Origin of the sequence: Novosphingobium sp. JCM 18896 (genome assembly GCF_025938095.1) — a bacterium.
GTDB lineage: Bacteria > Pseudomonadota > Alphaproteobacteria > Sphingomonadales > Sphingomonadaceae > Novosphingobium.
Genome location: NZ_JAPCZF010000008.1, coordinates 74,141 through 95,366, shown reverse-complemented (window position 1 = coordinate 95,366; position 21,226 = coordinate 74,141). Strand labels below are relative to the sequence as shown.

At 67.5% G+C, this 21,226-nt stretch carries 23 protein-coding genes; 14 read left to right on the top strand and 9 right to left on the bottom strand.

Annotation, left to right across the window (positions count from 1 at the left end; all coding sequences use genetic code 11):
- The first annotated feature begins 10 nt into the window (after nucleotides 1-10).
- From OLX23_RS22130 to OLX23_RS22120, 3 genes are all read left to right on the top strand, one after another.
- A complete protein-coding gene (locus OLX23_RS22130; RefSeq protein WP_264447394.1) occupies nucleotides 11-739 on the top strand; it encodes an alpha/beta fold hydrolase in 729 nt (242 codons plus the stop codon).
- A gap of 147 nt (nucleotides 740-886) precedes the next feature.
- Nucleotides 887-1,186, top strand: coding sequence for a GIY-YIG nuclease family protein (locus OLX23_RS22125; protein ID WP_264447392.1), 300 nt, complete (start codon nucleotides 887-889; stop codon nucleotides 1,184-1,186).
- A 265-nt stretch (nucleotides 1,187-1,451) separates the two neighbouring features.
- Entirely contained in the window at nucleotides 1,452-1,763 is a 312-nt protein-coding gene (locus tag OLX23_RS22120; protein ID WP_264447390.1) for a PilZ domain-containing protein, read from the top strand.
- 33 nt (nucleotides 1,764-1,796) lie between these two features.
- Here the strand turns inward: OLX23_RS22120 and OLX23_RS22115 are convergent, their stop codons facing one another.
- The 3 genes from OLX23_RS22115 to OLX23_RS22105 form a co-directional block, all read right to left on the bottom strand.
- Complete coding sequence (locus tag OLX23_RS22115) at nucleotides 1,797-2,855, bottom strand: hypothetical protein (protein WP_264447388.1); 1,059 nt, start codon at nucleotides 2,853-2,855, stop codon at nucleotides 1,797-1,799.
- Nucleotides 2,856-2,869: 14 nt separating this feature from the next.
- A complete protein-coding gene (locus tag OLX23_RS22110) occupies nucleotides 2,870-3,676 on the bottom strand; it encodes an SDR family NAD(P)-dependent oxidoreductase (RefSeq protein WP_264447387.1) in 807 nt (268 codons plus the stop codon).
- A 171-nt stretch (nucleotides 3,677-3,847) separates the two neighbouring features.
- On the bottom strand, nucleotides 3,848-4,588 hold the full coding sequence (locus OLX23_RS22105) for a hypothetical protein (RefSeq protein WP_264447385.1): 741 nt from the start codon (nucleotides 4,586-4,588) through the stop codon (nucleotides 3,848-3,850).
- A 220-nt stretch (nucleotides 4,589-4,808) separates the two neighbouring features.
- On the opposite strand from OLX23_RS22105, the gene OLX23_RS22100 reads away from it, so the two are divergent.
- Nucleotides 4,809-6,092, top strand: coding sequence for a cytochrome P450 (locus OLX23_RS22100; protein ID WP_264447384.1), 1,284 nt, complete (start codon nucleotides 4,809-4,811; stop codon nucleotides 6,090-6,092).
- Nucleotides 6,093-6,248: 156 nt separating this feature from the next.
- On the opposite strand, the gene OLX23_RS22095 is transcribed toward OLX23_RS22100, so the two are convergent.
- Together OLX23_RS22095 and OLX23_RS22090 are read right to left on the bottom strand one after the other, a co-directional pair.
- Entirely contained in the window at nucleotides 6,249-6,557 is a 309-nt protein-coding gene (locus OLX23_RS22095; RefSeq protein WP_264447382.1) for a hypothetical protein, read from the bottom strand.
- A complete protein-coding gene (locus tag OLX23_RS22090; protein WP_264447381.1) occupies nucleotides 6,550-6,993 on the bottom strand; it encodes a DUF983 domain-containing protein in 444 nt (147 codons plus the stop codon). Before OLX23_RS22090 ends, OLX23_RS22095 begins: the two co-directional genes overlap by 8 nt.
- 112 nt (nucleotides 6,994-7,105) lie before the next feature.
- On the opposite strand from OLX23_RS22090, the gene OLX23_RS22085 reads away from it, so the two are divergent.
- Genes OLX23_RS22085 through OLX23_RS22075 form a run of 3 tightly spaced genes read left to right on the top strand, consistent with a single transcriptional unit; the run spans nucleotide 7,106 to nucleotide 10,063 of the window.
- Nucleotides 7,106-8,509, top strand: a complete 1,404-nt coding sequence (locus OLX23_RS22085; protein WP_264447380.1) for a PLP-dependent aminotransferase family protein — start codon at nucleotides 7,106-7,108, stop codon at nucleotides 8,507-8,509.
- Nucleotides 8,510-8,546: 37 nt separating this feature from the next.
- Nucleotides 8,547-9,695 (top strand): aminotransferase class I/II-fold pyridoxal phosphate-dependent enzyme, encoded by a 1,149-nt coding sequence (locus tag OLX23_RS22080; RefSeq protein ID WP_264447379.1) that lies wholly within the window; start codon nucleotides 8,547-8,549, stop codon nucleotides 9,693-9,695.
- Nucleotides 9,692-10,063, top strand: coding sequence for a GFA family protein (locus OLX23_RS22075; RefSeq protein ID WP_264447377.1), 372 nt, complete (start codon nucleotides 9,692-9,694; stop codon nucleotides 10,061-10,063). Before OLX23_RS22080 ends, OLX23_RS22075 begins: the two co-directional genes overlap by 4 nt.
- A gap of 148 nt (nucleotides 10,064-10,211) precedes the next feature.
- Here the strand turns inward: OLX23_RS22075 and OLX23_RS22070 are convergent, their stop codons facing one another.
- On the bottom strand, nucleotides 10,212-10,964 hold the full coding sequence (locus OLX23_RS22070) for an AraC family transcriptional regulator (RefSeq protein WP_264447376.1): 753 nt from the start codon (nucleotides 10,962-10,964) through the stop codon (nucleotides 10,212-10,214).
- A gap of 97 nt (nucleotides 10,965-11,061) precedes the next feature.
- Between OLX23_RS22070 and OLX23_RS22065 the strand changes: the two genes are divergently transcribed.
- Complete coding sequence (locus tag OLX23_RS22065; protein WP_264447375.1) at nucleotides 11,062-12,297, top strand: MFS transporter; 1,236 nt, start codon at nucleotides 11,062-11,064, stop codon at nucleotides 12,295-12,297.
- On the opposite strand, the gene OLX23_RS22060 is transcribed toward OLX23_RS22065, so the two are convergent.
- Nucleotides 12,222-14,297: an acyltransferase family protein gene (locus OLX23_RS22060; protein ID WP_264447374.1), complete on the bottom strand. Its 2,076-nt coding sequence runs from the start codon at nucleotides 14,295-14,297 to the stop codon at nucleotides 12,222-12,224. The two genes, OLX23_RS22065 and OLX23_RS22060, sit on opposite strands and share 76 nt — an antisense overlap.
- Before the next feature lie 176 nt (nucleotides 14,298-14,473).
- On the opposite strand from OLX23_RS22060, the gene OLX23_RS22055 reads away from it, so the two are divergent.
- From OLX23_RS22055 to OLX23_RS22045, 3 genes are all read left to right on the top strand, one after another.
- Entirely contained in the window at nucleotides 14,474-15,526 is a 1,053-nt protein-coding gene (locus OLX23_RS22055) for an OmpA family protein (RefSeq protein WP_264447373.1), read from the top strand.
- Nucleotides 15,527-15,645: 119 nt separating this feature from the next.
- Nucleotides 15,646-17,205, top strand: a complete 1,560-nt coding sequence (locus tag OLX23_RS22050; RefSeq protein ID WP_264447371.1) for a hypothetical protein — start codon at nucleotides 15,646-15,648, stop codon at nucleotides 17,203-17,205.
- 93 nt (nucleotides 17,206-17,298) lie between these two features.
- Nucleotides 17,299-18,066, top strand: a complete 768-nt coding sequence (locus OLX23_RS22045; protein WP_264447370.1) for a hypothetical protein — start codon at nucleotides 17,299-17,301, stop codon at nucleotides 18,064-18,066.
- Between the two features lie 29 nt (nucleotides 18,067-18,095).
- On the opposite strand, the gene OLX23_RS22040 is transcribed toward OLX23_RS22045, so the two are convergent.
- Together OLX23_RS22040 and ung are read right to left on the bottom strand one after the other, a co-directional pair.
- The gene (locus OLX23_RS22040; RefSeq protein ID WP_264447368.1) at nucleotides 18,096-18,386 is read right to left on the bottom strand and encodes a hypothetical protein; all 291 of its coding nucleotides are present in this window, start codon (nucleotides 18,384-18,386) and stop codon (nucleotides 18,096-18,098) included.
- Nucleotides 18,387-18,629: 243 nt separating this feature from the next.
- Complete coding sequence (ung, locus tag OLX23_RS22035; RefSeq protein ID WP_264447367.1) at nucleotides 18,630-19,313, bottom strand: uracil-DNA glycosylase; 684 nt, start codon at nucleotides 19,311-19,313, stop codon at nucleotides 18,630-18,632.
- Nucleotides 19,314-19,370: 57 nt separating this feature from the next.
- Here ung and OLX23_RS22030 point away from each other — a divergent pair, with 57 nt between their 5' ends.
- From OLX23_RS22030 to OLX23_RS22020, 3 genes are read left to right on the top strand one after another with little or no spacing between them, the layout of a single operon-like run.
- Nucleotides 19,371-19,988: a ribonuclease D gene (locus OLX23_RS22030; RefSeq protein WP_264447366.1), complete on the top strand. Its 618-nt coding sequence runs from the start codon at nucleotides 19,371-19,373 to the stop codon at nucleotides 19,986-19,988.
- Complete coding sequence (locus tag OLX23_RS22025) at nucleotides 19,985-20,632, top strand: LPS export ABC transporter periplasmic protein LptC (protein ID WP_264447364.1); 648 nt, start codon at nucleotides 19,985-19,987, stop codon at nucleotides 20,630-20,632. The genes OLX23_RS22030 and OLX23_RS22025 overlap by 4 nt, the downstream gene beginning before the upstream one ends.
- A complete protein-coding gene (locus tag OLX23_RS22020; protein WP_264447479.1) occupies nucleotides 20,632-21,186 on the top strand; it encodes an LptA/OstA family protein in 555 nt (184 codons plus the stop codon). Before OLX23_RS22025 ends, OLX23_RS22020 begins: the two co-directional genes overlap by 1 nt.
- Nucleotides 21,187-21,226 lie beyond the last annotated feature (40 nt).

The following is a 21,226-nucleotide window of genomic DNA, read 5'->3' as shown; positions in this document are numbered from 1 at the left end:
GGAGCAAGTGTTGGCCTGCTATGTCCTGGTTCATGGCGGCGCGCACGGTGGCTGGTGCTGGGATCGTGTCAGGCCAATTCTCACGGCTGCAGGTCATGAGGTCCATGCGCTGACGCTGACAGGGCTCGGCGAGCGGGCGTCGCTGCTTTCGCCCGAAACGACACTAGCCACCCACATCGCCGATATTGTCGAGGTTATCGAACAGGGCGATCTCGCCGATGTCATCCTCGTGGGCCACAGTTATGGCGGCATGGTGATCACCGGTGTCGCGGATAAGTTGCCCGGGCGCATCAGCGAGATGGTCTATCTCGATGCCGCCATCCCCTTTGACGGCGAGGCATTGGTCGATTGGTCGCCAGCGCTGAGGCAGCTTGCGGCAAACGAAATGCGCGTCGTCGACGGTGTCGAACTGGTGCTGTTTCCCGACGCTCCGTCGTTCATGATCTACGGGGTGACCGATCCCTCCGATCAAGAATGGCTGCGCAGCAAGCTCACCCCGCATCCATGGCAGTGCTTTATCGAGCCGCTGAAACTCTCCGACGGAGCGGCTGTGCGGGCCTTGCCCAGGACCAACATCAACGCCCCGTCGACACTGCGGCTTCGCAAAGGCGAAAGCCTTGAGCGAAGTCTCGATGCCGACCGCGTTTGGAGCGTCGACACTGGACACGATATGATGGTGACCGAGCCGCATCGCGTGGCGGAGCTACTGATGAAGCTAGCCGGCGAGAGCAAGCCTTAGGCTTGCCGGTCGCTCGGAGCGGCTGCGAGTGGGGACATTGCGGTCGTAATGCATGATCGCCGACTGCCTCCATAGCCGACGTTTCTCACCCCCTCTCCCCGTCGCCCCGGGCTTGACCCGGGGGCCCGCTTTTCTCCAACTCGACGCATGGACAGGGAGCGGCGCGGCGGCTGGGTCTATATTATGGCCGATCGCTATCGCGGCACGATCTACGTCGGGGTTACGGCGGACCTGCCGCAGCGAATTTTCGCGCATCGTGACGGGAGCGGATCGGATTTCTGTGCTCGCTACGGATTGCGGCGATTGGTCTGGGCGGAACGCGGCGAAACCATCGAAGACTGCATAGCCCACGAAAAGCGCCTGAAGCGGTGGCGCCGTTCCTGGAAGTTCGCTCTGATCGAGCGCGGCAATCCGGACTGGAACGATCTCTACGACTTCCTCATCTGACCGACGGGTTAGAGGCGAAAGCGGGACCCCGGATCAAGTCCGGGGTGACGAGTTTGGTATGGTGAAAATCATACGTTTCCGAGCAAAACCCGCCCGTCCGCACACCACGACAAACCCACCGCTTCAGCCGTCGCGCCGAGCGCGTCGTCGCCCCCTTCTCTCGACCAATGTCTAAGGAATGCAGAGCCTTATCCTACCGTCTCTTAACCAGACCGCGGGGTGGTCGCGCCTAAGATGCGAGCATACCGCAGAAGGAACTCGGGCTTTGCAGGCATGTCTCTCCGCCGTCGATGAGCGCAAGGCGACACGCCATTCGCTCGATCATAAGGTCATCGCGCAGCATCCTCGCCTCGGCGAAATCGGCCTGTCGATCGCCAACATCTCGGCCTCGGGCTTCATGGCCACCGACCTGCCGATGCTCCGGCGCGGTGACAGGGTGGCGATGCGGCTGCCGGTGATCGGCTGGATCGAGGCGCACCTGGTCTGGACCTCGGTCGAACGCGCCGGCTTCCAGTTCGAACGCCTGATCCGCGCCGACGACTTCCAGGACCTGCTCGCCGCGCTCGAGCCCGCTTAAAGGCCTTGGCGCGACGGCATTGGGCCGAACGCGCTAGCCGGTGATCCCCGGCATCTGCACCACGCCGAGATCGATGTGGCTGACCACGCCGGGCGCCGCGTCGCAGACTGCGGGGACCGCGGTGGCGCCGACGATGCCGGTCCAGGGCAGGCCGTGGAACGGGCGGCGGCCATCGGCCTCGGGCATGCCCATCAGCTTCACTTCCATCGGCGGCTCGCCGTGCATGCGCACGCGGTAGCAGGACTCGCCCTCTTCCCACAGCGGGTCGAGATCGTCGGCGCTGTCGCCGAGCTGCCAGAAGAAGTTGTAGACGATCAGCGGCTTGCCATCGGCCCAGGCGGTCCACTCGTAGTGCTGGCCGCCGACCGTGCCCTGCTTGATCTCGCCATAGAGGTGCGTGATGTCGCGCTTGGCCTTGGCCACCTCGAACTTGACCGTGACCTTCTCGATCTCCTTGCCGAGGCCCTTGGCCAGCATGTCCATCGACGAATAGAAAGCCTTGTAGGTCTCGGGGGAGCGGCGCGGATTGGCGAGCAGTTCGTCGGCATCGAGCCCGAACCCGGCCATCTCGGTATAGATCATCGGGTTGCGCACCTTGTCGATGATCTCGGTGACCTCGACCGTGTCGACCCGCGCCATCAGCCGCGCCAGGGTCAGCGGCAGGATGTCGCCCGAGAAGCCCGGATGGACGCCGCAGCCGTGGAACGAGCTCCCGCCCTCGCGGCAGGCGGCCTCGATCCGCTCGGCCACTTCGGGGAACCACTTGTTGGGCAGGAACGGGCCCGCCGGCGAGACCACGTTCTTGCCCGAGGCGAGCAGGCGGCAGGCGGTGTCGATCAGGGTGGGGCCCTGCGCCGGCGCATAGAGCACGCAGTCGGCCTCGAGCGCGATCATCGCCTCGAAATCGTCGGAGGCGAGGACCCCGGTCTTGGGCAGGCCGGCGAGATCGCCCGCATCCTTGCCCGCCTTGTCGGGATTGGTGACGTAGACGCCGACGAGCTCGATCGCCGGGTTCTGGATGAAGTGGCGCAGCGCCGCGGTGCCGACCGTACCGGTGGCCCACTGGATGACGCGATACTTGTTCTGCGACATGGCGGTGTCTCCCCTCAGTTCAGGCTGCGGATCTGGCCACCGTCGACGCGGTAGTTGGCGCCGGTGACATAGCCCGAGCGCGGGCTGGCGAGCGTGCAGATGATGATCGCGAGATCCTCCGGGATGCCGACCCGGCCGGCCGGCGGCAGGGTGAACACCCCGGCGGCGACGAGCATGTCGCTGACTTCCTCGAAGGTCGCATCGGGCTTGCCCAGGCGATCGCGGCCCATGCGCAGCAGGCCATCGACCATGACGATGCCCGGCGAGACGGTGTTGACCGTGATGCCCTTGCCCTTGAGCGCACCGGCCAGGCTGACGGTGAAGTTGTTCATCGCCGCCTTGGCCGCCGAATAGTCGCCGCCCATGTTGTTGGGCTGGACCGCGACCGCGCTCGACACGTTGATCACGCGGCCGAACTGCGCGGCTTCCATGTCGGGGATCGACAGGTTGGTCAGGCGGATCGCCGCCAACGCGTTGGCGTTGAAGTTCGACAGGTAGTGCTCGCCCGAGATCTGGTGCGGCGGCTTGGTCGAATTGCCTTCGGAATTGCCGCCGGCGTTGTTGATCAGGATCTCGATGTTGCCGCCGAGCGCCGCGACGGCCTCGGCGTGGACGCGGCTGCAGGCCTCGTCGGTGCTGAGCTCGCCGATGGCGACACCCGCGGCGCCGACCTCGGCCGCGACGGCCTCGGCGCGTGCGCGATCACGGCCGTGGATCACCACCCGCGCGCCTTCTTCGGCCAGCATCCGCGCGACGGCGGCGCCGATCCCGCTGCTGCTGCCGGTGACGAGCACGCGTCGGCCCGTGAGCTGCAAATCCATGGCAATCCTCTCCCAAACAGGTCTGGACTCGCGACCTTGGCGGCGCGAGCGCTTGGCGACAGACAGCACGCGCACGGCGCGCGGCATATCCCCAAATGGGAAGCATTCCGAGTGGCTCGCAGCCCGGCCAGCGCCCTCTCGCGCAGGCCAAGAGCCTTCTAGCTTGGGGCTCTAGCTGGGGCGCGCCGTCACGGTCTGCGCCGGCGGTGTCTCGGTCATGCGCCGCGCCCATTGCCAGAACGGATCGGGCGAGCTCGGCGCCAGCCGGCTGTGCGCATGCCGCACGATCTCCGAGCCGCGCGCGGGGATCGTGACCGCAAAGGTCTGTTCGACCCAGGCGCGGAAGGCGAAGTTCGGATGGACCGGATATTCGGGATCGACCTCGTTCGGCAGCTTTTCGAAATCGTCGCCATCGATGTTGTCGTAGCCGATCGCGATCAGCCGCAAGAAATCGACGGGATCGTCGGCGAGCACGCACATCGTCGCGCAGCCCAGGTTCGAGCCCATCAGCACGATCTTCTGCGCGCCGTCGTCGTCCAGCCACAGCGCGATCCGCGAACCGTCGCCGTTGACCTCCGAAAAGACGCAGAGCCGCGCGACGATCTGGGGATCGTCGGCAGCGAACCAGTAGGACAGATCCTCGCTGTCCTCGGCACCGAAATGGATGAAAGTCCCGCCTGCGCGGGCGCTGCTGATCAGGCCCTGGCGCAGGTCGGCGCGCGGGCAGAGGTAGCCGACCCGGCCGCTCTTGGTGCCTTCGAACCAGCCGTGGGCTTCGATCCACGCGAACATCAGCAGCAACGGCTCGGGCAGTTCCATGCCCGGACGGAGCGTCGCGTCGATTTCGAGCGCGAGCTGACATGATTGAATCTGTCGCAAGCGCTTCGCGCGCTCGAAATCGATTACCGCCACGATCAATCCCCGCCGATTTTTCCCATCATAGCAGCATCTTGCATGGTTGAGTCCGCATTTGCAGCCGATCTGGACCCATTTTGTTCCCCAAACAGCGAATGCAAGTTCTTATTTCGAATGTTGTGTCGGTATCGCGATCAGACTATGATACATCATATATCACGGAGAGACAGCGGAGCGCCGACAAGGTGGCCCGCGCCAGCGAGGGACAGAGCAGAAAATGGCCACCGACAATGCGCTGACGCGCGACGATCCGCGCTACAAGGAGATGTTCAACGTCGAGAAGGAGATCGAGCACTCGGGCGGCGTCATGCTCGAGGATCCCTATCCCGACTTCGCGCGGCTGCGCGCGCAGGGCCCCGTGTTCAAGGGCAGCCTGTCGCTCGAACTGACCGGCCAGCCCGACCACACCTCGCCGCAGCGCCAGCATTTCACCGCGCTCTCGTTCGATGCCTGCTCGAAGGCGCTGGTCGACGCCGCCAAGTTCTCCTCCGCCCACTACCAGGAGCAGGAGAGCGTGATGCTCAACATCGGGCACACGGTGCTGACGATGATCGGCCAGGAACACGCGCGCCACCGCGCCGCGGTCCAGCCGATGATGACGCGCGACCAGGCGATGGGCTGGTGGACCGAGAAGTGGATCGAGCCCTTCGTCCAGATCCTGCTCGACGGGATCGAGGGCCAGCAGGCGGTCGACCTCGTCCCACAGCTCTGCGGCCGCCTGCCGATGCACACGGTCACCGCCGCCTATGGCCTGTCCTCGGACGAGGCGCTGGAGTTCCGCGACAACCTGCTGACCTCGATGGCGCCGATGCTGCCCGAGGCCGCGCGCAAGGTCGCGCACGAGAAGGTCCGCACCGTCCTGCTCGGCGCGATCGCCGAGCGCCGCCAGGAGCGCCGCGACGACCTGATCTCGCGCATGATCGACGCGCCTTTCACCGATGCCGAGGGCAAGGCCTCGCAACTGCCCGACGAGGCGATCCTGTCGTTCTCGCGCCTGCTGCTGCTTGCCGGCGGCGGCACGACCTTCCGCCAGCTCGGCATCACCCTGTTCGCGCTGCTCTCCAACCGCGACCAGCTCGAGGACCTGCGCGCCGACCGCTCGCTGATGGAGCAGGCGATCGAGGAATCGGTGCGCTGGAACTGCACCGACCCGCTGTTCTACCGCATGGCGACGCGCGACACCGTGCTCGAGGGCATGGACATTCCCGAAGGCGCGATCATCGACTGCTGCCTCGGTTCCGCCAACCGCGATCCCGAGCGCTGGGAGAACCCCGACCTTTACGATCTCCACCGTCCGGCCAAGCGCCATGTCGGCTTCGCCGCGGGCCCGCACACCTGCCTCGGCCGCTTCGTCGCCGGCGCGGAGATGACCGCGGCGATCAACGCGCTGCTCGACCGCTTCCCCAAGATGCGGCTCGACACCGATAGCCCCGAGCCGACCAAGATGATCGGCGGCCTGGTCGCGCGCGGGGTCAACCACCTGCGGGTAAGGTTGGACTAGGCCAAGTCCACCAATCCATCCGTCGCCCCTGCGCAGGCAGGGGCCCAACCAAGCTCTCGTCCTGAAGCGGGAAGTGCGTGAGGCACGGTCAGTTGGGCCCCTGCCTGCGCAGGGGCGACGGGGGAACGGTACAGAGGCTTGTAGCAGCCTAGCTCGCTACTCGCAGTTGTAGTGCGGCTCGCGCCCGGCCAGCACGTTGCGCGCCATGGCGCCCTTGTCGTGCAGCGCGAGCGGGCCGCCGGGCAGGTCCTCGTCCCAGAACTCGGCGTCGGCATAGGCCCGCAGCGCCTGCTCCTGGTGCGCGTTGCGCGCGCCGAGGCCTTCGAGCAGCGCGGCAGCGGTGATCACTTCGGGGAAGTCGTCGCCCTCGCCCGCGCGGACCATCAGCGCGAGGTCCTGGCGGCGCATCCCGTCGAGGAAGGCCGCGGCGAATTCGCGCGCCTGGACGAAGACCGGATCAGTCATCGCGCCCATCGCGCCTGCTCTCGGTCGCGCGGTCGTGGAGCTGCGCCCACAGGCTCTCTGTCCCCGCTTCCTGCGCCTTGTTGACGTATTGCGAGGCGACCAGCCAGCCCTTGATCGGCTGGAGTGGGAAGATGCAGCCGAAGGCCAGCAGCGGGAACGAGGTCAGCAGGTGGACCCAGAACGGCGGATCATAGGCGACCTGCAGCCAGACCACGAAGAAGATCAGCGGGAAGGCGATGATGCAGAGCGAGAAGAAGGCCGGGCCGTCGTCGGGCGCGGCGAACTTGTAGTCGAGCCCGCAGGACGGACAGGTGTCGGCGAGCTTGAGCCAGCGACGGAACATCTTGCCCTGGCCGCAGCGCGGGCAGAGCCCCTTCCAGCCGCAGTGGACGATCCAGTCGAACTTGGCGCGACCTTCGAGAACCGGTTCGGACATTCCACACCTTTTGCAGCGGGCCGCGAATGGCCCCCGACTCGGCCCTTGCACCTTGTCGGTATCGCTCATATAGTTTGTATGGATACAAAATCAACGCATATAGGCATACAATATGTGGCTGCCTGAAATCGCCAGCTCGGCCGGGCCGAAATACCTCTCGATCAGCGCCGCGCTCGGCCGCGACATCGAGACCGGACGACTGCGCCCGGGTGACCGCCTGCCACCACAGCGCGACCTCGCCGAAGCGCTGGGGATCGACCTCGGCACGGTGACGCGCGCCTATGCCGAGGCGCGCCGCCAGGGCCTGATCGACGCCGACGGCCGCCGCGGCTCCTTCGTGCGCGAGGCTCATGGCATTCTGGGTGGCACGCTCGCGGCCGAACAGATCGCACCGTTCGACACGGGCATGAACCTGCCGCCGCTGCCGCTGCGTTCGAGCCTGCCCGAAGCCTATGCCGCCGGGCTGCGCGAGATCCTGGCCGGGCCTGCCGCGGCCAACCGCCTTCAGTACCAGCCCGCCGGCGGCGCGCCCGGCGATCGCCAGGCCGGCGCCGACTGGCTGGCCACGCGCGGCATCGCGGCCGACGAGGACAATGTCCTCGTGGTCAGCGGCGGCCAGACCGCGCTCCACGCGATCGCACATGCCGCACTCGAACCCGGCGACGTGGTCTGCACCGGGCGCTTCGCCTATCCGGGCTGGCTGTCGATCGCGCGCCGCCTCGGGCTCCAGGTCCTCGCCGTCGACAGCGATGCCGAAGGGATCGATCCCGCGGCGCTCGACCGCGCCTGCGCGGCCCAGGCGCTTGCAGGTCAGCCGGTGCGCGCGCTCTACGTGGTGCCGACCAACGACAGCCCGACCACCGCGACCATGGGCGTCGAACGCCGCCGCGCGGTCGCCGAAGTGGCACGGCGCCACGAGCTCAAGATCATCGAGGACGACGCCTATGGCCGCCTCGCCGCCGAACCGCTGCCGCCGCTGGCGAGCCTTGCGCCCGAGCGAACCTGGCACGTCGCCAGCCTGTCCAAGATCGTCTCGCCCGCGCTGCGCGTCGCCTATCTGCGCGCGCCCTCGTTGCGCGACGCCTGGCGGCTCGCGGCCGACGTCCACGCGACCACGGTCATGGCGCCGCCGCTCAACGTCGCGCTGGCGACGCGCTGGCTCACCGACGGCAGCCTGCAGAGCCTGGTCGACGAGGTCCGCGCCGAATGCGTGGCACGCCGCGCGATCGCCGACGAACTGCTGCCCGCGGGCAGCTTTCGCGCCGAGCCCGAAGGCTATCACCTGTGGATCCCGCTGCCCGAAGGGCTCGCGCCGACCGAACTGGTCAGCGCCCTGGCGCCCTCGGGCCTGTCGGTGGTCTCGGGCGAGGCCTTCGTCGCCGATCCCGCCGACACCGCACGCGCGGTACGCGTCTCGATCGGCGGCAGCCTCAGCCGAGAACGCCTGACCCGCGCGCTGTCGCTGCTCGACGCGCTGCTGCACCACCGCGGCAGCCGGATGACGCCGCTCGTCTAGATTGCGCGCCCCGGCGCCGCATGCGAAACGCCCCAGCATGACCGCGACGATCGACCCGTTCCACGCCATCGCCATCGGCGAGCTCGCCTACCAACTCGCGAGCCAGGGCCGATCGGTGATCCACATGGAATATGGCCAGCCCTCGACCGGCGCGCCGGCCGCGGCGATCGCGATCGCGCATCGGGTGCTCGACGCCGATCCGATGGGCTATTGGGAGAACCCCCAGCTCAAGGCGCGGATCGCGCGGCTCTATGCCGAGGAGCACGGCGTGACCGTGGCGCCCGAACAGGTGATCCTCACCTGCGGCGCCTCGCCTGCGCTGGTGCTGGCGCTGTCGACCCTGTTCGCACCCGGCGCGAGAGTCGCGCTCGCCCGCCCCGGCTACGTCGCCTACCGCAACACCTTGAAGGCGCTGCACATGGAGCCGGTCGAGCTCGACTGCGGCGAGGCCGAGCGCTTCCAGCTGACCGCCGCCGCGCTCGCCGCGGTCGAGCCCGCACCAGACGGCGTGATCATCGCCAGCCCGGCCAACCCCACGGGCACGGTGATCGAACCCGAAGAGCTCGCACGCATCGCCGAGGTCTGCGCCGAACGCGGCATCGCCATCGTCTCGGACGAGATCTACCACGGCATTTCCTACGTCGGCCCCGTCCGCTCGACCCTCGCGGTCGCGCCGCAGGCGCTCGTCATCAACTCGTTCTCGAAATACTTCTCGATGGCCGGCTGGCGGCTCGGCTGGCTGGTCGTGCCGCCGCATCTGCTCGAGCCGGCGCGCGCGCGAATGGGCAACCTGTTCCTCACGCCGCCAAGCCTCGCGCAGCACGCGGGCCTCGCGGCGATGGACTGCCGCGACGAGCTCGAAGGCCATGTCGCGACCTATGCGCGCAACCGCGACCTGATGCTCGAAGGCGTCGCCCGGCTCGGCCTCAGCCACATCGCCCCACCCGACGGCGCCTTCTACATCTATGCCGACGTCGGCCACCTGACCCAAGACAGCCTGGGCTTCTGCCGGCGCATGCTCGAGGAGACCGGCGTCGCCACGGCGCCGGGGATCGACTTCGACCCGCTCGGCGGCAACCGCTTCGTCCGCTTCAGCTTCGCGGTCTCGACCGCGCTGGTCGAGGAAGCGCTGGCGCGGCTCGAACCCTGGTTCGCCGCGCAGCCGCGCTTGGTCGAGCCGGCATGACCAGCGGCGGTTCGCGCCCGCTCGCCCGTCACGAGGGCTCGTGCCACTGCGGCGCGGTGCGCTTCGCGATCACCACCGACTTCCCCGAGCTGACCACCTGCGACTGCTCGATCTGCCGGCGCAAGAACGCGCTGATGGTCAAGGTCCACGAAAGCGCGTTCGAGCTGCTCGCCGGCGAAGACAGCCTGCAGGAATACCAGTTCCACACCCGCACCGCGCGGCACTTCTTCTGCCGGACCTGCGGCATCTACCCGTTCCACCGCAAGCGCGTGACGCCCGATTTCGTCGGCGTGAACGTGTTCTGCCTCGACGACTTCGAACCCGAGGGCATCCCCGTACGCGCGACCGTCGGCAAGGGCATGGCCTGACATCAAAGATCCTCCCCCACCGGGGGAGGGGGACCGCTCGCGCAGCGAGGGGTGGAGGGGGCGCGGCAGCAGGATGCGCGAGCACTCGCCTGCGCCCCCTCCGTCAGCCCTGCGGGCTGCCACCTCCCCCGACGGGGGAGGATCATCATTAAACGCTGTAGCGGCTCGGCGGCACCCCGAGCACGCGGCGGAACATCGTCGAGAAGCTCGCCGGCGTGTCGTAGCCGAGATCGAAGGCGATCTCGGTCACCGAAACCCCCGCGACCAGCCGCTGCAGCGCCATGGCGAGACAGGCCTGCTGGCGCCATTCGGCGAAGCTCATCCCTGTCTCGCGGCGGAACAGGCGCGTGAAGCTACGGCGGTTGAGGTGCAGCGCATCGGCCCATTCGTCGACCCCGCTCTTGACGCTCGGCGCTTCGAGGAAGGCGTGGCAGCGCGCGGCCAGGGCCGGTGCCGAAGGGAACGGTACGGCGAGCGGGATAACCGGCGCGCGCTCGATCTCGGCGACGATCAACCGCATGACCAGCCCGTCGCGCCCGGCCTCGTCATATTCGAGCACGGTCTCGCAGGCCTCGGCGAGCAGCGCACTGAGCAGCGGCGAGACGCCGACCACGCGGCAGCAGGGATCGAAACGGCCAATCGCCGGATCGATCATCACGCTGCGCGTCGAGACATGGCCGATCATCCGCACGGCATGCGGCGTTCCCGGCGGAATCCACACCGCGCGCTGCGGCGGCGAAACCCAGGCGCCCTGCGGCGTCGATACGGCGAGGACGCCCGTGGTCGCATGAAGGAACTGCCCGCGCCGGTGGGTGTGCGGCGCCAGCTCGAACGAGGGCGGATAGTCGTTGCCGACACCGACGACGGCGCGCGCGACTTCGACATTGGGGTCGTTGAGCATCGTTCCGAGCTGTCCCAAACTCAAGTATGAATGACCGATAGGCGGAAGCGGGACATAGCGAAAGCTGCTAGGCAACATTTCGTTACAGGAGTTTCGCATGGCCACGATCAGTCCCCCCACCCCCGGCGAGGCCGCCGCCACCGCCGCGCCCACGCCCGACGCGGCCAAGACCGTGCTCGGCATCATCGTAGCGATCAGTGCCTGCCACCTGATCAACGACATGATGCAGTCGCTGCTGCCGGCGATCTATCCGGGGCTGGCCAGGGAACTGTCGCTGAGCTTCGGCCAGATCGGCCTGATCACCCTGGTCTACCAGATCACCGCCTCGATCCTGCAGCCGATCATCGGCCTCGTCGCCGACAAGAAGCCCGCGCCGCTGGCGCTGCCGATCGGCACCCTGTTCTCGATGGCGGGGCTGACCGTGCTGTCGGTCGCGCACGTCTACTGGCTGGTGCTGCTCGGCGCCGCGCTGCTCGGCATGGGCTCGTCGATCTTCCATCCCGAAAGCTCGCGCGTGGCGCGCATGGCCAGCGGTTCGCGGCCGGGCTTCGCGCAGTCGCTGTTCCAGGTCGGCGGCAATGCCGGTTCGGCGCTGGGGCCGCTCGCCGCCGCGCTGGTGGTCGTGCGCTGGGGCCAGACCAGCCTCGCCTTCTTCGCGCTGCTCTCGCTGCTGTCGGCAGCGATCCTGTGGAACGTCAGCCGCTGGTACAAGCACCACGGCCTCGCGCGGCTCCAGGCCGGACGCAAGGCGCGCAAGACCACGCCGCTGCCGCAGGGCAAGGCGCGGCTGGGCATCGCTGTGCTGCTCGGGCTGGTCTTCTCGAAGTACATCTACCTCGCCAGCCTGACGAGCTTCTACACCTTCTACCTGATCGAGAAGTTCCACCTTTCGGTCGCCCAGGCGCAGTTCCAGCTGTTCCTGTTTCTCGCCGCGGTCGCCGCCGGAACGGTCGCGGGCGGACCGCTCGGCGATCGCTTCGGGCGTAACTACGTGCTGTGGTTCTCGATCCTCGGCGCCCTGCCCTTCGCGCTGCTGCTGCCGCACGCGAGCCTCGCCTGGACCACGCCGCTGGCCATGGTCATCGGCCTGATCCTGGCCTCGGCCTTCCCGGCGATCATCGTCTTCGCGCAGGAGCTGATGCCCGACCACGTCGGCACGGTCTCGGGCCTGTTCTTCGGCTTCGCCTTCGGCGTCGGCGGCATCGGCGCCGCCGCGCTCGGCTGGGCGGCGGACAAGGTCGGCATCGAGGCCGTCTATCAGTGGGTCGCCTTTATGCCGGCGCTGGGAATGCTCTGCCTGTTCCTGCCCAAGGTCGATCGGGCCGCCGCCTGAGCCCGATCGAGCGCGCTGAGGAAGCCCGGGAACAGCACGTCGTTACCATGGGCGCTGAGGTGATCGACGTCGACGAATAGCGGTAGCCCGCGGTCGTAGCCGTCGCACCGGGCGCCCGGGCACAGCAGCCCGGCGGGCTCCCAGATCGATACGCCCGGGAGACCCGCGACGATGCGCCGCAGCCCCTCGTCAGGTACCTCCATGCGTGCGCGCATCCGGTCCTTGGCCACGGCATTTCCGGTGCGGCAATACGTCTGCTCGCGGTTGAACCAGTCGGCACAGCGGAACAGCGCGATCGGCATCAGCGGCTTGGGCCCTTCGACGATCACCGGATGTCCCATCGCCGCCACCCGCGCCAATCGCGCGCGATTGGCCGCGAAGATCGCGGAATCGATACCGCGGTCGCTGTAGATCGGCTGCTCGGGATCGCCCCAATTGTTGCGGAACCGTTCGGTCTGCAAGGCCGGCAGGAACACGAAGTCGCCGATTCTGGCGCGACGGCCGATGTCGGCCAGCGCGGCCTCGGAGAAGCGCTCGCAGCGTTCGAAGCGCTGCGCCACGCGGAAGTTGACGACGCCGCAGCCCTGTAGCGAATAGAGCCAGACCTCCCAGTCGCCGGTCTCGGCGACGCGCCACAGCATTCGGCTGTAGGCCGAGGCGTGCGAGTCCCCGAGTACGAACAGCCGCGGCGCGCCGGGCTTGCGGCACGGGGCAACGAAGGTGCGCGCTTCGACGCCGCCTTCGAGGCGGACCTCCTGCCGCGCGACGCAGGGGCGCGGTTCGGCGGGGGCGCTGTAGGGATTCCACGTTTCCAACTGGCTCGCCGCGGCGAGGCTGACCTCGGGCTTGAAGGCGACCGCCCAGACGCAGGCGGAAACGACCAGGCTGACAATGCCGGCAAAACGCAGGAAGAAGCTGCTCGAAGAAACCGCCGCCACCGCGCGCAGGCGTCCCGCGCGCTCGATACCGTGATAGCTGACCGCGCCGATCGCGAAAGTCGCCGCCAGCGCGATCAGCTTGAGCGCGAGCGTGTCGACACCGACGGTCCAGCGCATGAACACGATCACGCCCCAGTGCCAGAGATAGAGCGAATAGCTGGCCAGGCCGATCCACAGCGGCATGGGGCTCTGCAGCCGACGCGCGACCCCGCTATCGCGCCAGAGCCACAAGGCGGCGATCAGCACCGCGGTCGCCAGGCAGGGCAGCAGGGCGCCGGGGTAGGGAAAGCCGACGAGCGCGGTCGACCAGCAGGCGAGAACCAGCGCGCCGAGCCCTGCGGCGGCCCCGATCTCGCCGAACCGAGCGCGCGTGGCGGCCCAGGCCGTCACCTGCGGATGCTCGATCGCCAGTCGCAGGCCGAGCCCGAGCGCCAGTTCCCAGAAGCGCGTGGGCAGCATGTAGAAGGCAAAGACCGGGTCGCTGGCGGTCATCCGCGCGCTGTAGACGAGCGAGGCCAGGCCGGCGGCGCCCAGCAGCACGCATAGCCCGCGCCGCACGCGCGCGCCGCCGCCGATCAGCAGCGGATAGGCGAACAGCGAGAACAGCACGTAGTATTGCTCCTCGACGCCGAGCGACCAGGTGTGCGCGAAAGGGTTGAATTCGCTGGCGATCGCGAAATAGTCGAAGCCGGTGTCCCTGAGCAGGAAGGGACTGAGGCCGAGCGCGGCCGCCGCGCCGAACTTCTCGAACTCGGCCGTCGCCGCGACCAGCGGGATCAGCAGCATGCTCGCCGTAGTGGCGACGACGATGTAGACGAGCAGCGCCGGATAGAGCCGCAGGAACCTGCGCCGATAGAACCCCGCGACGAAAGCCAGGGCATTGTTGGCCGGTTTCCCGATCACCGAATGGGCCACGACGAAGCCCGAGATCACGAAGAAGCAGTCGACCCCGACGAAGCCGCCCGGCATCCAGGCCGGATCGAGATGGTAGAGGATCACCGCCAGCACCGCGATCGCCCGCAAACCGGTGATCGAGGCGACGTGGCGTGCGGGATCGGGCATCGGGGTCTCTCGCGGCCGCCAGCGGCGAATGGATATCCGTGCCCTATGGGATTGTGGTTAAGGACCGGTTGATTCCATCCTTCCGCACGAGAATCGCGGAAGTGTGATCTTTCTCACTTTGTCTTGGCGATATTTCACACTTCTCAAGTCTTATTAAGGCGTTACTCCTCGCGGTCATGATGATCGACCGCCCGCTGCTCAGCGCTTTCGCCCTCGTGTCCATCACGCTCCTCGGCGCCTGCTCGAAAGGCGGCGGCGAGGAGAGCGCCGCCGCGGCGGCCAGCGCGAGCGCGACGCCGAGCGCCGCCCCATCGGCCGCGGCACCGGCGGCGGCGCCTGCGGTCGCCGGCTTCGATCCCGCCGCCGCGCCGCAGGGTCAGAACCCGCCAGGCGCCTGGCCCTATTTCAGCCTGATGGACGGCTATACCCGGATGACCCCGGAGAACAGCCCGAGCTACGAATCCAAGAAATGGCTCGAAGACGTCAAGTACGAGCGCTTCGAATTCTTCGATGGCAAGAAGCTGATCCCGGTCGAAGGTCGCGCCTATGTCACGCGCGGGCTCGGCACCGCGGCCTCGTGGTTCCAGATCCAGAAGACCTACGAGGCGCTGGTCAAGGGCCTCGGCGGCGTCACCGTCTTCGAAGGCTCGGGCGAGGTGATGGAGAACCTCAAGCTCAAGTTCGCCGACCAGCGCTATCGCGGCGAGCACCTGCTCCAGTACGATAAGATGGGCGTCTACATGGTGCGCACACCCGATCGCCAGATCTGGGTCGAGGTCTACCAGCCCTGGGACGATTCGAAGGGCTACTGGCTGACCGTGATGGAGACCAAGCCGCTCGAAATGACTGCGCGCCTGCTCGCCGCCGAGGAGATGAAGGCCGCGCTCGACAAGGACGGCCACGTCGCGCTCTACATCAACTTCGACACCGACAAGACCGCGATGAAACCGGATTCGGCCGCGACCGTCGGCGAGATCGTCAAGCTGCTGACGACCAATCCGGGTCTCAAGCTCGAGGTCCAGGGCCACACCGACAACGCCGGCACCCCCGCGCACAACCTGACCCTGTCCGAAGGCCGCGCCTCCGCCGTAGTCGGCGCGCTGATGGCACAGGGCATCGCGATGAATCGCCTCACGCCCAAGGGCTACGGGCAGACCAAGCCGATCGCCAACAACGCCAGCGAAGACGGCCGCGCGAAGAACCGGCGCGTGGAGCTGGTGAAGAAGTAGGAGAGCCGCGCCCGCAAGCCGCTGAACGGCCTGCCGAATAGTCCATTTTGGAAGTCGTTCCGCTTGCGGTGTCGCGCCCGCCATGTTGTCGAGCCGTCCTGATCCAGTGCGGGGGCGACATGGCGGATATCTATCTTGCGGCAGACGACGATCTGCTGCGCGTGACCTTCGGTGGCCGTGTCTTCGGCACGGGTGGCAAGGAAACGGTCACCTACATGCCCACGGTGACCGGGGTGACGATCGACCAGAACGTCGATCGCGTAAGCTTTCTGGCCGACTCGTACGAATATGCCTTCCAGCAGCAGGGCAACCAGCTGGTCATCTATGCCGGCGCCGTGGTGGTTGCGCGGATCGCGGTGCAGGGCGACGAAGACGGAACCGAACTCGGCTTTGACACTGACACGCCTCCTGGCTGGTACAGCGCCAAGATCTCCGCAGCAGGCATGACGCTCGGCGGCGTGACCGTGCCGACCGCGGCGCCCGCGACAATTACCGTCGGTGGATCTTATCCAGTCCCGGCAAAATATCTCACGCCCGGTGTCGACAAATTCGGGCCTAGTGGTGGAGCGCTCTATGCATCGTCCCTTTCTGCAGACGCTCCCGCGACCACCTTCACGGCTGGCGATCAACTCCTAGGAAGCGAGTTCTACGACGAGTTCGTCATCTACACGACGGCAACGGAAAATCGGACGTTTCCGGAGAATGCGACGGTTGCGATTTTCGAAGTCATCACGATTCGCAACGCCGGCCCGGCAACACCCGGACTGACGGACATCTCCAAGTATTACGGAATCCGTCAGCTTTGGCAGAATATGGCTGCAGCAGACGTGACCAACTTGGCCGCAGGCGTCTCGGCCGGTTTCCGCGACCTCGACCTCAGCGGCGGCGTCAACGTGACGACGATCGACGATTCGCGTTCCGCCGCAATTGCACTCGATGCGATCAAGCCAAACGGCGTCATAACGGTGAAAAGCACCACCGCCGCGGGCTTGCTCGACAGCGTGACGGTGGTGGCCGGCAAGTTCAATGGCTTCCCGAACAATCCCAATACGCTGCCTGAAGGGCTCAAGCTCATCGTCACGCCAGGCCAGGGCGTCGATCGCCTGACGCTGAACACGCTCACCGACCTCAGCCTGTCGGTCCGCGATAGCGCCGGTGCCGAAACCACCGGCCTGCGCCTGCTCGATGCCTCGGGAAGCCTGGGTGGTGTCGGCTTCGACCTCAAGCAGCTCAAGGCCTCGAGCACGATCACCGCTTTCGACGGCGGCTCCGTCGCACTCGGCAATGGCGCCGATGTGCTCACGCCCGCAAACGGCGTCACGATCTCGAACCTGCGCCGCGGCGCGGGCGAGGACGCGGCCCAACCCGACGGCGCGGACACGATCGTCCTGACCGGCGCCGTCCAGGCGGCCGATCGGATAGGGACGGGCTATGCGGTCAAGGACGGTCTGCTAACCTTCGGCACGGCTCCCGCAAGCCTCACCGAGGCCCTGGCAACAGCCCGCACCGCCACCACCGCCGACAACGAGACGCTAGTCTTCCGCTATCTCGGCGACAGCTATGTCTTCGCCGAGCGAACGAACGCGAGCGATGCCGACGACATTCTTATCAAGCTGGCCGGCACGACCGGACTTGCCGGCCTCGACACGCTTTCGTCAGGCAACGTCTACGTCTTCTAGACGAGCGCGGCTTGCCCCTGCCGTGGCCTGTGGACGCAGCGGCCGAACAACCGATATAGATGGCTCGCAACGCCAAGCCGGAGGCCCCTCGCCATGCTCGCCAGACGTCTAGCCATCGTGGGGGCGGCGCTGTCGCTGGCCGGTCCCGCACTTGCGCAATCGGTTCCCGAACTCACCGACCTGGTCGGCGCCCGCGCTGCGGGCGGCGAGACGCAGCTCGAAGCGCGCGGCTACGTCTTCGTCACGACCAACACCGTGCGCGACACGAAGTGGTCGTTCTGGTGGAAGGAGCGCACCCGGCAGTGCGTGCAGGTGGCGACATCGAACGGACGCTACGACGCGATCCAGAGCGTGCCGGAAGCGAACTGCCGACAGACCGCGGCCACCTTGCCGGCCTCTCCGGACAATCGACCGTCTCCGGCCGACCCGGGCTATGGCGACCGCTATGGCCCGTCGATCACGCTGATCTGCTTCGGCGGGGGCAGCGCACCGGCCGCGCAATACCAGTCGGGCTATGCCTACAATTCGCGCTCGCATCGGTTCGAGCCGCAGTTCGGGACGACCCTGGGCCGCGAAGGCTTCGCCTCCGACCTGCAGATCGAGATCTGGCACGGCCGGGGCCGCATCCGCCCCGAAGGCAAGCTGATCTCGCCGATCCATTCGGGCGGAGACAACGGTTGGTGGACGATCGAGAACCTCGTCGTGACGCCCGATCGGATCACCGGACAGTACCGCATGAACGGCCTCAACAAGCCGCGCATCGACATCGATCGGCGCAGCGGGCGGATCTCCATCCGCGCCGCGACCAATTTCACAGGCCGCTGCGACGCGGGCAACTGGCGCGGTGGCGGCGGCTTCTGATCGGACGCGCCGCCGCAGAGCTATAGCTGTCAGCGCGCGCGGGACATCGTCGCCGGCGCTTCGGCCATGGCGGGCACCTCGAACACCGTGCCGTTGGCCGCGAGCAGGACCGAGCAGGCGCCCACGCGCAGTTCGACCGCGCGGATCGTCATCGCCGGCTGCTGGCCGGGCTTGAAATTCGCGGGCGCGGCGGGCGTCACCACGCGCTGGACCGGGTTGGCGCAAGCGCGCGGCTCTGCCGGCTTGTCCGCAGCCGAAGCGGCGCTGCCGAACGCCGCCAAGGGAACCACCATCGCTAGCAGCATCGTCTTGGCTTTCACGTCGGTCTCCTGTGCCTATCCCCTGGCCGCGCGCAGCCTATCACCGGCGGCGGCAGGCACCAGACGATATGCCACCGGAGCGGACGAAATCGCTGTCCTACAGCCTATGAAGCTGCAAGGTTCCGCGCGCTCTTTCTTATCGTCGCAACCATCGGATCGGGCGGGACAATTCCGCCCCGGCGCGCGAATCCACGAGAAATTCGCCACGCGCCACACGCGTGACCTTCGCGAAGTTCGCCCGCGCTAGAGGCTCCAGTCGATCGCGCCGCGGCCGTGCTGTTCCAGGAAGGCATTAGCCTTGGAGAAATGGCCCGAGCCGAACCAGCCCGAATGGGCCGAGAGCGGGCTCGGGTGCGGTGCGGTCAGGACCAGGTGCGGGCCCTGCTTGAGCTCGGGCACGCGCGCCGCCTTGTTGCGCGCGTGGCTGCCCCAGAGCATGAACACGGTCGGCACGTCGCGCGCGGCGACTGCGGCGACAGCGGCGTCGGTGATCGCCTCCCAGCCCATGTTCTGGTGCGAGCCGGCCTTGCCTTCCTCGACCGTCAGCGCATTGTTGAGCAGCAGCACGCCCTGCCGCGCCCATTTCTCGAGATTGCCGTGCGACGGTCGCTCGAGCCCGAGATCGCTGGCGATCTCCTTGTAGATGTTGACCAGGCTCGGCGGCACCTTGACCCCGTCCTGCACCGAGAAGCAAAGGCCATGCGCCTGGCCGGCACCGTGGTAGGGATCCTGACCGAGGATCACGACCTTGACCTGGTCGAGCGGCGTCAGTTCGAGTGCACGCAGCCGCTGCCCGCGCGGCGGGAATATGCGCTTGCCCGCGGCTTCCTCGGCCTGGAGAAAACCGCCGAGCTTGCGCGAGGCCGGCAGGGCCAGCACCGGCTCGATCGCCGCCCGCCACGTTTCGGGAACCGCCTCGGCTGCCATCGACTTTACCCCAAACCCCTTTGACTCGCGCGCAGATAGGCCTAAGCCGCTTGCCCTATGGCTGTCCATTTCCACGAAGAAGATCTCCCCGAAGGCGTGCTCGCACCGGGGCCCGTTGCCGTCGATACCGAGACCATGGGGCTGATCACCCCGCGTGACCGGCTCTGCGTCGTCCAGATATCGGACGGCAAGGGCGACGAACATCTCGTCCGCTTCAATCCCGGCAGCGCCTATGCCGCGCCCAATCTCAAGGCCGTGCTCGCCGATCCCGCGCGGCTCAAGCTGTTTCACTTCGCGCGGTTCGACCTCGCCGCGATCGAGCACTATCTGGGCGTGACCGCGGCGCCGGTGTTCTGCACCAAGATCGCCAGCAAGCTCGTGCGCACCTATACCGATCGCCACGGCCTCAAGGACCTCGTGCGCGAACTGCTCGGCAAGGAAATCTCCAAGCAGCAGCAGTCGAGCGACTGGGGCGGCGCCGAGCTTTCGGACGCGCAGCGTGAATATGCCGCCTCGGACGTGCGTCACCTCCACGCGATGCACGCGATCCTGGTCGAGCGGCTGGCGCGCGAACACCGCACCGAGCTGGCCCAGGCCTGCTTCGACTTCCTGCCCTCGCGCGCCCGGCTCGACCTGGCGGGCTGGCCAGAGCACGACATCTTCAGCCACGAATGACGGCGCAAGCGGACCTCATCCGCGACAAGCGGCACCATTTCGCGCAGCCCGGCGGGTCGCACGATCGGCTGGTCAAGTTCCTTTCGCGCGCATTGCCCGCCGGGATCGGGCTGGTGGCGGCGGTGATGATCCTGGTGCCGCTGAGCCCGCGCGGCGAGATCAGCTTCCTGCTCGACCGCAACAAGGTGGCGGTCACCCCCGAACGCATCCACGTCGACAAGGCGATGTACCGCGGCGAGGACAACCAGGGGCGCCCGTTCCAGCTGACCGCGGGCAGCGCGATCCAGCCGTCCGCGACCTCGCGCGAGCTCGAGATGACCGACCTCGTCGCGCGGCTGCAGCTTACCGACGGTCCGGCCGAACTCGTCGCGCCCGGCGGGGTCTACAATTTCGACACGAGCCAGGTCGCCGTGCCCGGCCCGGTCAACTTCTCCGCGGCCGACGGCTATCGCATGATCACGCAGAACGTCGCGATCGATCTCAAGACGCGGCGCATCGCCGGTGCGGGCGGGGTTTCGGGGCTGGTTCCGGCTGGCACTTTCGCCGCGGACAAGATAGTCGGCGATCTCGGCGCGCGGACCGTGACGCTCGAAGGCAATGCCCGGCTGAACATGGTTCCCGGCAAGATGAGGATGCCCAAGTGATGTCGCGTTTCGGCCGCTCTTTCCGCATCGCGCTCGGGACCTTCGCCGTCAGCGGCGCCGCGATCGTCGGTCTGCAGCAGCTCGGCGCCCAGGCGATCGCCGGGCACAACAGCAATGCCCCGGTGAACTACGCCGCCGATCGCATCGAGCTGCAGGACAAGGCCAAGCGCGTCGTGCTCTCGGGCAATGTCGACATCACCCAGGGCGATCTGCGCGTGCGCGCCTCGCGCTCGACGGTCGCCTATACCGATACCGATTCGCTGAAGATCCAGCGGCTCGACGCGACCGGCGGGGTCACCGTCACGCGCGGCAACGAGAGCGCGCGCGGCGACGTCGCGGTCTACGACTTCAACCGCCGGATCATCACCATGGCGGGCAACGTCGCGCTGCGCCGCGGCACCGACACGCTCAACGGCGGGCGGCTGGTGATGGACCTCAACAGCGGCGTGTCGAGCGTCGACGGCCGTTCGGGCGGTTCGTCCTCGGCCGTGGGCGGCACGACCAGCCGCGGCGGGCGCGTCTCGGGCTCGTTCTCGGTGCCCAAGAGCAATTGATCCCCGGCAATTGATCCCCAGCCGGGGATTCACCCCGCGC